The sequence below is a fragment of the Diaminobutyricimonas aerilata genome (genome assembly GCF_002797715.1).
Taxonomy (GTDB): domain Bacteria; phylum Actinomycetota; class Actinomycetes; order Actinomycetales; family Microbacteriaceae; genus Diaminobutyricimonas; species Diaminobutyricimonas aerilata.
This window is the reverse complement of record NZ_PGFF01000001.1, coordinates 2,075,112-2,088,134: the sequence shown is the minus strand read 5'-3', so window position 1 is coordinate 2,088,134 and position 13,023 is coordinate 2,075,112. Positions and strand designations below refer to the sequence as shown.

Below are 13,023 nucleotides of genomic sequence, written 5' to 3'. Positions count from 1 at the left end.
CCCGGGGGGCCCGCTTATGCTGTCCGGGTACCGAATCGGTGAGGCGGAGTCATGACGGAGACCAACACGTGGTCGATCGAGGACCTGGTGCGACGCATCGCGTCGAGTTGGGTGCTGATCACGGTGTTCGGTGTGATCGGCATCGGCCTCGCCGCCGGAGCGGGCTTCGTGTGGCCGGAACGCTACGAGGCGAAGGCCGTGCTCACGGTCGAGCCGATCGGAGCCCTGCAGCCCGGCACCGATGAGGTCAACATGGAGACCGAACGGGTCGTCGCGACCTCCACGGAGGTGCTCACGCCGGCGGCCGAGCAACTCGGATGGATCGCGCCGCGCGCCCTCGCGACCGGGGTGACGGTGAGCGTGCCCAAGGGCTCGCAAGTGCTCGAGATCAGCTACACCGACCCCGACCCGCAGCGGGCCGCGGACGCGGCGAACGCGATCGCCACGGCCTACAGCGAGCAGCGCGTGCAGAACGCGGAGAAGGTGGTGCAGTCGGCGACGGACAGCCTCTCGGCGCGCATCGGCGAACTCCAGACGCAGCTCGACGGCGTGCCGGCCGGCAGTTCGGCGGCCCGTGCGATCGACGTGCAGATCGTGACGCTGCAGGAGCGGCTCGCGACGCTCGTGTCGAGCACCTTCTACTCGGGCAGCATCGTGAGCCCCGCCGCCACCCCGCGGGACTCCACGACACCGTCGCTCGCGGTCTTCCTCGCGGCCGGCGCGGGTCTCGGCGTGCTGCTCGGGCTGTTCGTCGCCCTCGTCCGCGCACGACTTCGTGAGTCGTCGCCTCGGACAGCGACCCCGCAGACCGCCGTCACCACCGCCCCCGTCACCACGCCGGCCACGGTCACGGCGACCAACGGCAGGCCCGCGCCGCTGCGCGAGACCTCGACGGCCGTCTCCCGAGAGCGAGCGGACGAGGCGGGCACCGTGGAGCGGGCGTCCGAGCCCGCCGCCGACGACGCGGCTCCGCGTCCCGAGTCGCCGCGCGCTCCGCGCCCGGCGGCGGCGCACACCCGTCCGGGTTCGCGCACGCCGAACCGGCGCGCGTCCTCCGACGGCGCGCGCAGCTGAGGGCAGCGCCTCAGGCGGCGACCGGGTCGGGCCAGAGCTCCGAGGCGAGCGCCGCCGTGGAACGGATGTTCGCGGCGGACGACGCCCCGAACACGACCGATCGGATGCTGGGGTGGTCCCGCACCCATTCGAGCGCCTCACGGGCGGGGATCGCCCCGGAGGCGAACACCGACATGGCGATCGCCTGGAAGTCGCGCTCCTCGAGCAGCTGCTCGTAGCGCTCGATGCCCCCCGACATCCGGAAGCCGATCTTGTTCATGTTCGCGCACACGATGGGGTTCTCGATGCCGACGCGCTCGAGCGTGTCGAGCGTCGCCTCGAGGTTCATCGTGATGAACGCCGGTTCCGCGTCGTAGCGGTCGCGGATGTGCTGGGCGAAGATGCGGAAGGCGTCGTCGAAGCGCAGACCGACCAGCAGGTCGACGACGACGTTCTGCAGGAACACCACGGGGGTCTTGAGCCCCTGGAACATCTTCATCTCGGCGTCGATGAGCAGCGTCACCATGCCTTCGATGTCCTTCGTCGCGAGCGACTTGCCGCCGGCGAGCGCGGCGCTCAGCATGCCCTGCTCCGGCGTGAAGCGCTTGATCGCCCCGAGCATGCCGTCCTCGGTCACCGCATTCGCGTACTTGTGCGCGTACGGCATGCACGGCAGGAACTGGTAGTCCCCGTAGCGGGCGGGGTCCGCGCGCATGTGGTCGGCGACCTCGGCGATCCGGTCGTGGGTCGTGCACATGAAGCTGCGGATGCCGTTGTCGAGCGCCGAGTCGAGCACGTCGATGACGGCCGAGGTGTCCTGGAAGCGCACCGCCTGGGCGCGCGCCTTCTCCTCCGACATGTGGTTGATGCCGAAGAACTGGTTGTCTCCGAAGAGCAGACGATCCATGGTCTCCCTCAGACCGTCGCGTGGCGACGCGACCAGAACGGGCGACGCGCCGGCCGGTGCGCGGCGGCCGGCTCGGCCGCCGTGGCCGGGATGCCGGCCGCGTCGGCGAGCAGCTTCTCGATGACCTCGTCGGTCACGAGCGCGCTCGCGAAGTCGTTGAGCGGGTCGACGGCCTCGCCGGCGCCGGACGCCTGGATCTGCCGCACGAAGTGGTCGAGCTGGGCGCTGTACTCCTCGCCCCGCAGGTAGAACCACACCGGGTCGGTGAGTTCGGTCGTGTAGTGCACGTTCCAGCCGTGGTGGTAGCCCTCGGGAGGCGTCGCGGTGTCGCGCAGATAGACCTGGATCTCCTGGCGGTCGGCGACGATCTTGCCCTTCGAACCCCACAGGGTGATCCGGGTCGTCATCTTGCGCTGGGACTCGTCGGACCAGTTCACCGAGAGGTGCGCGGTCGGTCCGGCGGGGTAGTGCAGCAGGCTGTACACCTCGTCGTCGGTCTCCGCCGAGAAGATGCTGCCGAGCGCCGTGCCGCTCACCTTCGCGGGTTCGCCGAGGTACCAGGCGAGCAGGTCGAGCGGGTGCGCGGCGTAGTCGTACAGGCAGCCGCCGCCGGCGGTGCGCCGGCTGCGCCAGGTGGCGCCCTTGGGACGCAGCACCACGGGTCCGTACGACTCGGCGAGCGCATGGTTGATGTCGCCGATCGCGCCGGAGTCGAGCACGCGCTTGACCTCGCGGAACGCGCCGACGAAGCGGTTGTGGTAGCCCACCGCGGTCACGACGCCCGCGGCTTCCGCGCGGGCGACGAGGTCGAGCGAGTCCGCCGCCGAGAGCGACAGCGGCTTCTCGCAGAAGACGTGGATCCCCCGGTCGAGGGCGGCGCGCACCATGTCGACGTGGGCGCCGGTGGGCGTCGCGATGAGCACCGCGTCGGGCTTCGCGGTGTCGAGCATGGTCGTGTAGTCCGCGAAGGTCGGCAGACCGGTGTACTTGCCGAGGACATCGCGGAGGTAGCCTGCGGAGTCGCAGACACCGACGACGTCCACGTCGGGATGGGCCCGCACCATGGCGAGATGGGACAGGCCCATCTTGCCGATGCCGGCAACGGCGATCGAGATCACACCAACTCCATTGTTTCGGGTACCAGGGGATGGGTTCTGCGAACTCTACTCCCTCACCCCCGAAAGTGGGTAGTCTTCGTTTCCACTCTCCACAACCAGGAGGTCAGGGTGCCGAGAGGCTTGGTCCGCGCCGCGTTCACGGCGAAGTCGGCGCTGTTGCAGGGCCGTATCCGTCGGGAGTTCCGGCGCATGCTCGATGCCGACGTCGAGGAGCCCGCCGTGCGCGAGCGACGGCAGCGCGCCGAGGCGATGAGTCTCGCGCGGCTCGCCTGGGACCGCACGGACTTCTACCGCGCGCACTACGCCGCCGCGGGCATCCGGCGGCAGGATCTCGACGACCCTGAGGCGTTCGAATCGCTGCCGCCGGTGACCAAGGAGCACTTGCGCGAGCACCGGGACGGGTTCCTCGTCTCCGGCACGACCGCCCGGGACACCCTGCCGTCTTCGACCGGTGGATCGACGGGTGAGCCGCTCACCGTGCTGCACGATCGGGAGTCCCCGGTCGCCGCCATGTGGTGGCGCATCCACCGCTGGTGGGGGGTGCACCCGGGCGACCATCTGGCGATGATCCAGCGCGAGCGCCGCACTCCGCGTCAGCAGGCGCTCGAGCGGGCGCAGTGGTGGCCCACCGAGCGGCTCACCCTCGACGCCCGCACCATGACCGCCGACGGGATGCGCGCGTTCGTCGACCGCATGGAGCGCGTGCGTCCGCCCCTGCTCACCGGGTACGTCGGCGGGGTGCACGAGCTCGCCCGGTTCGTCGCCGGACGCGGTTCCCCGCCCCCGCCGCTGCTCGCCGTGGGGGTCACCGCCGCGCCCCTCACGCCCTCACAGCGCGCCGACATCGAGCGGGCCTTCTCCGCACCCGTCTATGACCAGTACCGCAGCGCAGAGGTGCCCTGGATGGCCGGGGAGTGCCGTGCGCACGCCGGCCTGCACGTGCTCGCCGACCTGCGGGTGCTCGAGGTCGTCGACGCGAGCGCCCGACGCGCGACCGGGATCGGCGACGTGCTCGTGACCGACCTGCGCAACCGGCGCTTCCCCCTCATCCGGTACCGGATGGGCGACCGCACGCAGCACCTCGACGGCGCGTGCCCGTGCGGTCTCACGCTGCCTCGGATCGACGCGGTGCAGGGACGCACGTCGGACGTGCTGCGCTTCGCGAGCGGCCGCATGGTGACCGGAGGCCTGACGGGACTGTTCAACACCGCCCCGGACGCGGTGCGGCAGTTCCAGATCCACCAGCACGCCGACCACTCGATCACGCTGCGCTGCGTGCCGGGCGTGCGCGGGGCGGCGGACCCGCGGCTCGACGAGGCCCTCGAGCGTCTGCGCGGACTCGTCGACGGCGAGGCGCCGGTGCGCCTGGAACTCGTGGACGAGATCCGGCACGACCGCGGCAAGGTGCGCGTCGTGCTCTCCGACCTGCCGGTCTCGGGAGCCTGACGAGCCCTGTCGGAAGTGGTGGACGCTCACTATAATCAGCACACCCCGATCCCGGAACCCGAAACCGGAGGAAGGAGCAGTGTGCCTGCTCCCGTGACCGTCGTCGTGCCCACGCACGATCGACCCGAGCTGATGGCCCGCGCCGTCGCGAGTGTGCTCGCCCAGACCTACGAGGGCGAACTCGAGGTGATCGTCGTCTTCGACGCGTGCGACCCGGTGCTGCCGGCGCTCGAAGTGGGTCCGGGGCGCTCCCTGCGCGGGCTGCCCAACTCCCGCACCCGCGGCCTCGCCGGGGGACGCAACACCGGCATCCTCGCGGCCCAGCACGAGTTCGTCGCCTTCCTCGACGACGACGACGAGTGGCTGCCCACCAAACTCGAGCGGCAGATGGCCGAGTTCGCCGAACACCCCGAGGCGGCCCTCGTCGGAACCGCGATGGTCGTGGACGACGGGGTGCGCACGCACGAGCGCCGGGTCGGATCGACCCTCGTCGGGCATGCGGACCTCATCGCCGACCGCCTGCCCGGCCTGCACTCGAGCAGTTTCGTCTTCCGCCGGTCCGCGCTCCTCGACACGATCGGCCTCGTCGACGAGGACCTTCCGGCGAGCTACGGCGAGGACTACGACCTGCTGCTGCGCACCGCGTCGAGCTCGCAGATCCGGGTCGTCGACGAACCGCTCGTGAGCGTGCGCTGGGCGGGGCAGTCCTATTTCTTCGGGCGGTGGGCGCTCTACGCGCAAGCGCTGCAGTACCTGCTCGCCAAGCACCCCGGATTCGCCGGCAACCGCGCCGCCCTCGGGCGCATCGAGGCGCAGATCGCCTTCGCCCTCGCCGCGGTCGGCGACGCGAAGGAGGCCCGGCGGTGGGGGTGGCGCGCGCTGCGGCACGCCCCGCGCCAGATCAAGGCGGCGCTCGCGATCGCGATCTCGTTCCGCCTGATCTCCACGGAGCGCGTGCTGCGGATCGTGCGCCGCTTCGGCAAGGGCATCTGAGATGCGCGTGCTCATCGTGTGCTCATCGGGAGGACACCTCACCCAGGCCCTCGCCCTCCGTTCCTGGTGGGGCGAGCACGAACGGCACTGGGTGACCCTGCCGACCGAGGACGCCCGGTCGCGTCTGCAGGGGGAGCGGGTCACCGAGGCCCACTACCCGACCGTGCGGAACGCGCCCAACCTCGTGCGCAACTTCGGGCTCGCCCGCCGCGTGCTGCGGGAATTCCGGCCGGACCTCGTGCTCAGCACGGGTGCCGCGATCGCGCTGCCGTTCTTCACCCAGGCACGACGGGTGGGCGCGCGGACCGTCTACATCGAGCCGGTCGACCGCATCGCCGCCCCGTCGCTGAGCGGTCGGCTCACCTACCCGTTCTCCGACCTGTTCCTCGTGCAGTGGGACAGCCTCGCGCGCCGCTACCCGGGATCCGTCGACATCGGGATGATCCTGTGACCGCGCCGCTCGTGGTGGTCAGCGCCGGCACGTACCACCTGCCCTTCACGCGGCTGATCGAATGGATCGAGCCGTGGATCGCGCGCCACCCCGAGGTGCGGACGGTCGTGCAGCACGGCCCGACGCGGCCGGCGGCGGGCGCCGAGAACCACGTGATCCTGCCCTACCCCGACCTGCTCGACCTGTGCGCGCGGGCGGACGCCGTCGTGCTGCAGGGCGGCGCCGGCGGGGTGATGGATCTGCGTGCCCTCGGCCGGAAGCCGCTCGTCGTGCCGCGGGTGCCGGGGGACGGCGAGGTCGTCGACGACCACCAGTTGCGGTTCACCCGCCGTGTGGCCGAGCTCGAGCTCATCCACCCCGTGCTCACCGCCCAGACGCTCGAGGAACTGCTCGACGCGGCGCTCGCCGGTGACCTCGACACGCGGCTGAGCGCCGACGTGGAGTCGCCCGGGGTCGAACGGTTCGCCCGCGTGCTCGCCGGCACGGTGCCGCCGCTTCCCGCGTCAGAGCGCTGGCGGCGCCTCTGGCGTTCCGGGCGGGAGCTGGCGCGGTCGACCGCGTCGAGGTAGCACGAGCGCCCAGACCGGGTCGAGGCCGAGCCGGTGGCGGTCGAGCCACAGCCACGCGAGATAGACCAGGCCGAGCGCGACCGACCCGAGGGCCGCAGGGATCGGGGCGTCGCCGCTGAGGGCGCGCACGACGAGGCCGCCCGCGCCGAACACGACGAGGGCGGGGACGGCCGCGGAGAGCAGCCGAGCGGGTTCCAGGCGCACGCCCATGCGCCGGTGCACCTGCCAGGCGGCGAGCACGGTGTCCGCGGCGACGGCTGCCGACCAGGCGATCGCGGCGCCGAGCAGGCCGAGAGACGGCAGCAGCAGCACGTTGAGCCCGATGATGAGCACGACGGCGACGGCCTTGTTGCCGACCTGCCACGAGCTGCGCCCGCCCTGCAAGAGGATGCTCTGCAGCATGCCGGCGGCCGTCGTGATCATCGTGACCGCGGCGAGCACCGCGAGCACGCCGGCGCCTCGGACGAACTCGGGCCCGAACAGCTGCAGCACCGCCGCGCCCGACAGCGCGAGCACGAGGTAGAACGGCCACGTCGCCAGGATCATCGTGCGCGCGACGCGGGTGTGCAGGGTCCGGGCCGCGTCCACGTCGCCGCGGGCCAGCAACCCGGAGATCGTCGGCGCCGCCGCGATCCGCATCGCGCGGTCGACCACCTGTCCGGCCCGCACGGTTCGTGTGACGACGGCGTAGACGCCCGCGTCGGCGGGCGACGCGAGCGCGGCGACGAGCAGCACGTCCGCCCATTCGAACACGGTCTCGAGTGCCGCCCCGACACCGCGGGCGGCGCTGAAACGCCAGAACGCGGCGCTCGATCGGCGCCAGCCGGCGTCTCCGGGTGAGCGGTCCCGCACGTCCCGCACGAGCGGCACCGCGACCACGACGATCGTTGCGGCGAGCCAGACGGGGAGGGGCAGCAGCCAACCGCGGAACGCGCTCAACGCGCCCCACCCGAGCACGAGCACCGCCCCTGCGGCGATGAGACGGCTCGCCGGCAGCAGCACGTTCTGCAGCAGCGTGAACGTGCCGACCCCGCGGACCATCCGCGACGCGGTCTGCAGCACGCTCATGGCGGAGGCGACGACGAGGTAGGGCGCGAGGTCGCCAAGCAGCACGGTGAGCTCGTCCCGCTGCCGCGCGGGTCCGAGCCACCCGGCGATCACGTCGGCGTAGACGGCGACGGCGACGGCGACCACGACCGAGACGACGACCACCGGGACGAGGGCGATGAGCACGGTGCGCCACGCGCCGCCCCGCTCATCGTGCGCGCGCTGTCGGGCGAGTTCACGGATGATGCCGCTGTTCGTGCCGAGCTTGAGCATCTGGGTGAGCACGGTGAAGATGCCGACGGCTTGGAAGAAGACACCGGTGCCGGACGCGCCGAGTCCGTTGCCGATGAGCAGGGTGAGAGCGAGCGCGGCGATCGCCGCGAAGGCCGACCCCGCGAGACTGATGACACCGCTGCGGGCGAGTCCGCCGCGGTCCGCCGTGCCGATCACGACACCACCGGGGCCGGAGCGGACCGCCCGCCCGCCGTCGTCTCCGGCGCGACATCGCCGACACCGAGGTACTTCTCGCGCAGCAGCAGGGCGAGCACGATGCCGATGGTCAGCATGTGCCGGTCGAGTCCGTAGAAGATGCTCATCGCGATCGCGGCGACGACGCTCGCGTGCATCCAGAGGGCGGCCGGGGTGGGGGCGGCCCACGTGCGCAGGAGGCCGCCGACGAGGAACACGGCGAAGAGGGCCAGACCGACGAACCCGAAGCAGAACAGCGCGTTCCACACCATGCCCTGCGTGCCCACCGTGATCTCGCTCGTGAACGACGGGCGCGGCGCGCCGTAGCCGAGGATCGGCGAATCGAGGGTGCGGACGAAGGTCTCCTCGTAGAGGTCGCCGCGTCCCTCCGTCGTGTCGACGGTGTCCTGCCGCGCGGTGATCGCGTCGAGGAAGCCGGAGAGCGTGAGCAGCACCAGGAGTGCCGTCGACAGGGCGGCCACGCCCAGGACGGGCAGCCACTGCCCGCGACCGGCGAGCCGGAGCACCACGTAGACGATGGCGATTGCGAGACCGATGAACAGCCCCCGGTTCGAGGTCGCGACGGCCGGTGCGATGCTCGCGAGCAGACCGCCGACGAGCACGAGCATCCCGCCCCGGCTGCGACGCAGGAGCGCGTTCGCGACCGCGATGGGCGTGAGGATGGCGATGGCCGCGCCCCAACCGTTCGTGTAGGCGAACGGTGCGGACGGGCGGACGAAGGGCTCCTCGGCACCCCACGGGGTCTGGATCTCGGCGAGGGGAGGGAAGACGAGATCGGCGATGTACTCGTTCTCACGCAGGGCACCCGGGAGCAGCCGCCCGATCGTCGCCGTGAGCGTCACGTCGGGCCAGAGCATCCCCAGGTAGCCGCCCACGATCACGAAGAGCCACACGAAGGTGAGCCCCGCGAGCAGGCGTCGGGCCGTGAGCGAGCGCGTGGCGTTGCAGATATAGAAGAGCAGGATCGCGATCGAGGCGAACTGGGCGAAACGCACTCCGAAGCCGAGCAGCCGGCCGAGCGAATCGAGCATGAGTGCGCACGGGATCATCCAGGCGACGAAGGCCCACCAGGGGAGGATGCCCGGGACGATCACGACGCGGCGGTGCAGCATCAGCAGGGCCACCATGGGCACCGCCATGATGACGGTCGCGAACGGCAGCATCCCGAGCGCCCACCAGGCCGGCATCCCCCAGAGCAGCGCGAGCACCGGCCATGCCGGCAGGTCGCGAGTCGCTTCGCCGACCGGCCCGTCGGCGGTGGTCGGAACGGCGAGGGCGGTCACGGCGCCGGCTGCTCGGCGAGCATCCGGTACTTGCGGCGCAGGGAGCCTGCGGCGACGACGAGGGTGCCCGCGAAGAGCGCCGTGTACAGCACGAGGAACGCGGGCAGCCAGATCAGCGCGATGACGAGCAGGTAGAGCGTGCCGGTGTCATACGGCAGCTTCACGAACGACACCCAGGCCGGCGCATCCGATGCGGACCGCTCCGGCGGGGCGAGCTTCTCGGCCAACGTCTGGGAGAAGAACCACGACGAGGCGAGCACCGCGAACGCGAGGGCCACGGCGACGCTCCACGCGGGGGCGTCGATGCGGATCAACGCCCACGCGAGTGCGGCGTGCAGCAGCGGCAGCCGCACCGCATCGACGACGTGATCCAGCCATTCGCCCGCGCGTGAAGCGGTGCCGGTGAGTCGGGCCAGCTGGCCGTCGGCGGAATCGAGCGCATAGCCGACGAGCAGGAGCACCGAGGCGAGAACCGCCCAGGTGCCGGGCAGCGGCGCCGTGACGAGCACGACGATCGCCGCGAGCGACACGAGGGCGCTCGCCGCGGTCACGGCGCCGGGCGTGAGCCCGAGCGTGTACGCGACCGCGGCGGCCTGCCTGCCGAGTCCCCGATTGACCCAGCGCAGGTAGGCGGGCACTCCGGCCCCTGATTTCTGCGCATCGCGCAGCCGGGAGCGACCCAGCCGGTACCGGGGGCGCCACGCCCGAAGCCCCGTCGGTACCGTGTCGGGATTCAGCGTCCGAGGGGAGGGGACGATCATTCCGACACCTTTCACCCGTTCCTCGTGGCCGTGAACCCGAGATCGAAGCTCACGTCCGGCGTGGACCGGTAGTTCAAATGGGTGGAGACGGCGATGACGTTGGTGCCGTCGACGAGCAGATTGCTCGGCACGGCGAACACCTGCGCGTTCGCCGCCGCCGTGGTCGTGCGCGGGGCGGCGGTCGCGTAGGTGTTCTGCGTCAACGTGCCCGTCGGGAGATTCGTGCGCCCGACCTCCTGCCCGTTGACGTACACGACCACTCCATCGTCGGCCCGCACCCGGATGACGGCGTTGGTCACCGTCGCGGGGTCGTCGAGCTCGAACGAGTGGCGGAACTGTGCGCTGAGCGGCTTCGGCGTCGCGAGGCCGGCGGCGATGTCGGTGCCGAGGGACGCCGACCCGAAGCCCAGCGGGGCCGGGCCGGTGTTCCACGCGCTCGCGTCGAACGCCGGCGTACGCCAATCGGTGGGCCAGGCTGTGCTGTCGTAACGCCAGCTCCACGTGGACGCCAGGGCGACGAGCGTGAGCTCCGATTCCGACGGGGGAGCGGCGACGAGCGCCGCCGTCGTCGCGGACCGGTTGCCCGCGGCGTCCACCGCACGCACGAAGTACCGCTGCGGAGCGTCACCGATCGGCACGTCGAACGTCGTCGCGTTCGTCGTCGCGATGACCCGGGCGTCGCGCAGCACCTCGTAGCGCGCGACCCCGCGGTCGTCGCTCGAACCCGTCCAGGACAGACGGGCGCTCGACGGACTCAGCGGTGTGATCGCGGCGCTGCCGGGCGTCGTCGGCGCGGCGGTGTCGCGTGCGCGGAAGCGGATGAACCCGCCCGACCACTGGTTCGCCTCGCCGGCCCGCACGGAGTCCGAGAAGTCGCCGCCGGCCCACAGGGTGCCGCGCGAATCCTGGAAGAGCGCCCACGCGCCGAATCCACGGCGGGACTGCACGATCGGGCTGAACTGCTGCTGGTAGGCGCCGCTCGCGGCATCCCAGGCGCCGATGAGGTTCATCTTGTCGCCCTGAGTCCACCCGCTGCCGATGTCCGACCAGCTGTACGCGTTCGAATACACGAAGTCGCCGCAGTGGCAGCCGCCGAAGACGAGCGGTCCAGATCCTTCGACCGCCTGGAAGTCGCCGCCGTTCTTCGTGATGAAGCCGGCCTTGCGCTCGAACGTGCTCCGGTCGTACGCGAAGAGGCTGTGCTCCGATCCACCCAGCCACACCTTGCCTCCCGCTTCGGCCACACCGAGCTGCCAGATGTTGCCGGTGTTGTTGGTGCCGGGCTTGCTGAACTGCGGAACCCAGAGCGGCTGCACGACCGCGGCGCCCGCGGTGGTCTGCAGCGCGGTGCCGCTCAACGTCTCCACGGTGCCGCTCATCCGGAAGTATCCGGAGTAGTAGGTGCGGTCGCCGGCGCTCGCGGCCTCGACGCCGATGGATGTGCCGTTGAGCCGCGGGTTCCAGTTGCCGTCCGGGGCGCCGGTGGAGAGATTCACCCGCGCGCCGTTCCACGTGCTCGTGGCGACGCCGTTCGGGCGCACGAGGTGGGTGAACGCACCCGAGACGTAGAGGTGTGTGGACGACGCGGCGAACCCGCGCACCTGCGGGACGCCACCCGAGGTGCGGTTCTCGACCTGCAGTTGCCATCCGGGGGCGGTGGCGCCGGTCGCGGCATCCACGACGACGAGATTGTTGCGGGTCTCGCCGTTGGCGGTCGTGAAGCGGCCGCCGACCGCGAGTCGGCCGTCGGGAAGCCCGATGAGCGCCTTCACCTGATTGTTGAGCACGGGGCGGAAGGAGCTGATCCATTCGCCGGTGTCGACGTTGAAGGCGGCGAGGTAGGGCTGTGCGATGCGGTCGGCCCCCGTCGCGTTCTCCGTGCGTTGCACGTAGAGGAAGTTGCCGCCCACGTAGACCGTGTCGCCGATCTGCGCGAAGGCCGAGACCTCGGTCGCGAGTTCGCTCGTCCCGCCCGCGCCGAGTCCCGAGACGCCCCACACGGTGCGGAGCGCGTCGCTCTCCGGCAGCGCGCTCTGCGCCGACGCGGGGGCACCGGTGTCGGGGATGGTGCCGAAGTCGAGGTCGGCGGTCAGGAGCTTCGGACGCAGGAACATCTGCGTGAAGGGGCGCGCGCTCCCGCGCCCGTCGACGGCGGACCAGAGGTACGACGAGCTCGACGTGGTGCCGGTGACCTGCGACCCGTAGGCGAGGCCGCCGAGGAAGTTCTGGGCGGTGGGCGCGGTCGAGTCGACGCGCTGGTAGGCGGAGTCGCGGCCGAAGGAGGCGGTCTGTCCGCCGGATCCGGTCACGCCGTTGAAGCTGTAGGCGCCGACGCGATGCTCGGCGCCGAACGTCCACACCCAGCGGTCGCGGTTGGCGAACTTGAACCGCACCTCCTGCCAGGTGGTGCCGGCCGTGTTCATCGCGCGACGCAGTCGCACACCGTCGGCGAGCGCGTCGACGCGGCCCTTGTTGAGGAGCCCGTCCACCGTGGTCGCGGGGAGCTGGGCGACGGGGAATGCGGCGGTGCCGGTGATGGTCTCGCGCAGCGTCTCCGCGCTGCGGAGCCCGTTGTACTGCCCCTTCCAGCCCTGGCGGCCGCGGGCGACGAGCACCCATCCTCCGCCGTCGGTCTGCTGGTCGCAGTAGAACTGCTCGGGTGCGACGAGCGCAGGTGTGAGGATCCAGTAGATACCGCTCTCGGCGGCCGGGTTGTTCTGCTTGACCTCCCAGCAGGAGGCGGCGGCGGTGCCGGGGGAGGCGCCGTCGGCGGTGACGGCCGCACGGGCGGGCGAGGTCGCCGGCAGGAGCAGGCTCGCCGCGACGGCGAGAGCGGCACCCAGCGCGGCCGCGCGGGTCGCGGCGCGCCGGGATACGGCGAAGGGGAGGGAGGACATGGTTCGGGC

At 71.6% G+C, this 13,023-nt stretch carries 11 protein-coding genes; 5 read left to right on the top strand and 6 right to left on the bottom strand.

Annotated features, from left to right (window positions below):
• The first annotated feature begins 51 nt into the window (after positions 1–51).
• On the top strand, positions 52–1,074 hold the full coding sequence (locus CLV46_RS10045) for a Wzz/FepE/Etk N-terminal domain-containing protein (RefSeq protein ID WP_100364637.1): 1,023 nt from the start codon (positions 52–54) through the stop codon (positions 1,072–1,074).
• Between the two features lie 10 nt (positions 1,075–1,084).
• On the opposite strand, the gene CLV46_RS10040 is transcribed toward CLV46_RS10045, so the two are convergent.
• Both CLV46_RS10040 and CLV46_RS10035 read right to left on the bottom strand, forming a co-directional pair.
• A complete protein-coding gene (locus CLV46_RS10040) occupies positions 1,085–1,960 on the bottom strand; it encodes a hypothetical protein (RefSeq protein ID WP_100364636.1) in 876 nt (291 codons plus the stop codon).
• An 8-nt stretch (positions 1,961–1,968) separates the two neighbouring features.
• On the bottom strand, positions 1,969–3,078 hold the full coding sequence (locus tag CLV46_RS10035) for a Gfo/Idh/MocA family protein (RefSeq protein WP_100364635.1): 1,110 nt from the start codon (positions 3,076–3,078) through the stop codon (positions 1,969–1,971).
• A gap of 108 nt (positions 3,079–3,186) precedes the next feature.
• On the opposite strand from CLV46_RS10035, the gene CLV46_RS10030 reads away from it, so the two are divergent.
• The 4 genes from CLV46_RS10030 to CLV46_RS10015 all read left to right on the top strand — a co-directional run bounded on the left by CLV46_RS10030 (position 3,187) and on the right by CLV46_RS10015 (position 6,537).
• Positions 3,187–4,524 carry a phenylacetate--CoA ligase family protein gene (locus CLV46_RS10030; protein WP_157802293.1) on the top strand — a complete coding sequence of 446 codons (1,338 nt, stop codon included), beginning with the start codon at positions 3,187–3,189 and terminating at the stop codon, positions 4,522–4,524.
• A gap of 81 nt (positions 4,525–4,605) precedes the next feature.
• Entirely contained in the window at positions 4,606–5,517 is a 912-nt protein-coding gene (locus CLV46_RS10025) for a glycosyltransferase family 2 protein (protein ID WP_157802292.1), read from the top strand.
• 1 nt (position 5,518) lies between these two features.
• Positions 5,519–5,968, top strand: a complete 450-nt coding sequence (locus tag CLV46_RS10020; RefSeq protein ID WP_100364632.1) for a glycosyltransferase family protein — start codon at positions 5,519–5,521, stop codon at positions 5,966–5,968.
• Positions 5,965–6,537, top strand: coding sequence for a glycosyltransferase (locus tag CLV46_RS10015; protein WP_157802291.1), 573 nt, complete (start codon positions 5,965–5,967; stop codon positions 6,535–6,537). Before CLV46_RS10020 ends, CLV46_RS10015 begins: the two co-directional genes overlap by 4 nt.
• Here the strand turns inward: CLV46_RS10015 and CLV46_RS10010 are convergent.
• From CLV46_RS10010 to CLV46_RS09995, 4 genes are all read right to left on the bottom strand, one after another.
• Positions 6,472–8,034, bottom strand: coding sequence for a lipopolysaccharide biosynthesis protein (locus tag CLV46_RS10010; protein ID WP_100364630.1), 1,563 nt, complete (start codon positions 8,032–8,034; stop codon positions 6,472–6,474). The genes CLV46_RS10015 and CLV46_RS10010 overlap by 66 nt on opposite strands.
• A complete protein-coding gene (locus CLV46_RS10005; RefSeq protein ID WP_100364629.1) occupies positions 8,031–9,356 on the bottom strand; it encodes an O-antigen ligase family protein in 1,326 nt (441 codons plus the stop codon). Before CLV46_RS10005 ends, CLV46_RS10010 begins: the two co-directional genes overlap by 4 nt.
• Positions 9,353–9,994, bottom strand: a complete 642-nt coding sequence (locus tag CLV46_RS10000) for a CDP-alcohol phosphatidyltransferase family protein (protein ID WP_245866717.1) — start codon at positions 9,992–9,994, stop codon at positions 9,353–9,355. Before CLV46_RS10000 ends, CLV46_RS10005 begins: the two co-directional genes overlap by 4 nt.
• Before the next feature lie 134 nt (positions 9,995–10,128).
• Entirely contained in the window at positions 10,129–13,014 is a 2,886-nt protein-coding gene (locus tag CLV46_RS09995) for a fibrinogen-like YCDxxxxGGGW domain-containing protein (RefSeq protein WP_100364627.1), read from the bottom strand.
• Positions 13,015–13,023: the final 9 nt, after the last annotated feature.

Excerpts from the sequence above, each read along its gene's own strand:
- CLV46_RS10045 (WP_100364637.1), top strand. The coding sequence starts at position 52 with ATGACGGAGACCAACACGTGGTCGATCGAGGACCTGGTGCGACGCATC.
- CLV46_RS10040 (WP_100364636.1), bottom strand. The coding sequence starts at position 1,960 with ATGGATCGTCTGCTCTTCGGAGACAACCAGTTCTTCGGCATCAACCAC.
- CLV46_RS10020 (WP_100364632.1), top strand. The coding sequence starts at position 5,519 with ATGCGCGTGCTCATCGTGTGCTCATCGGGAGGACACCTCACCCAGGCC.
- CLV46_RS09995 (WP_100364627.1), bottom strand. The coding sequence starts at position 13,014 with ATGTCCTCCCTCCCCTTCGCCGTATCCCGGCGCGCCGCGACCCGCGCG.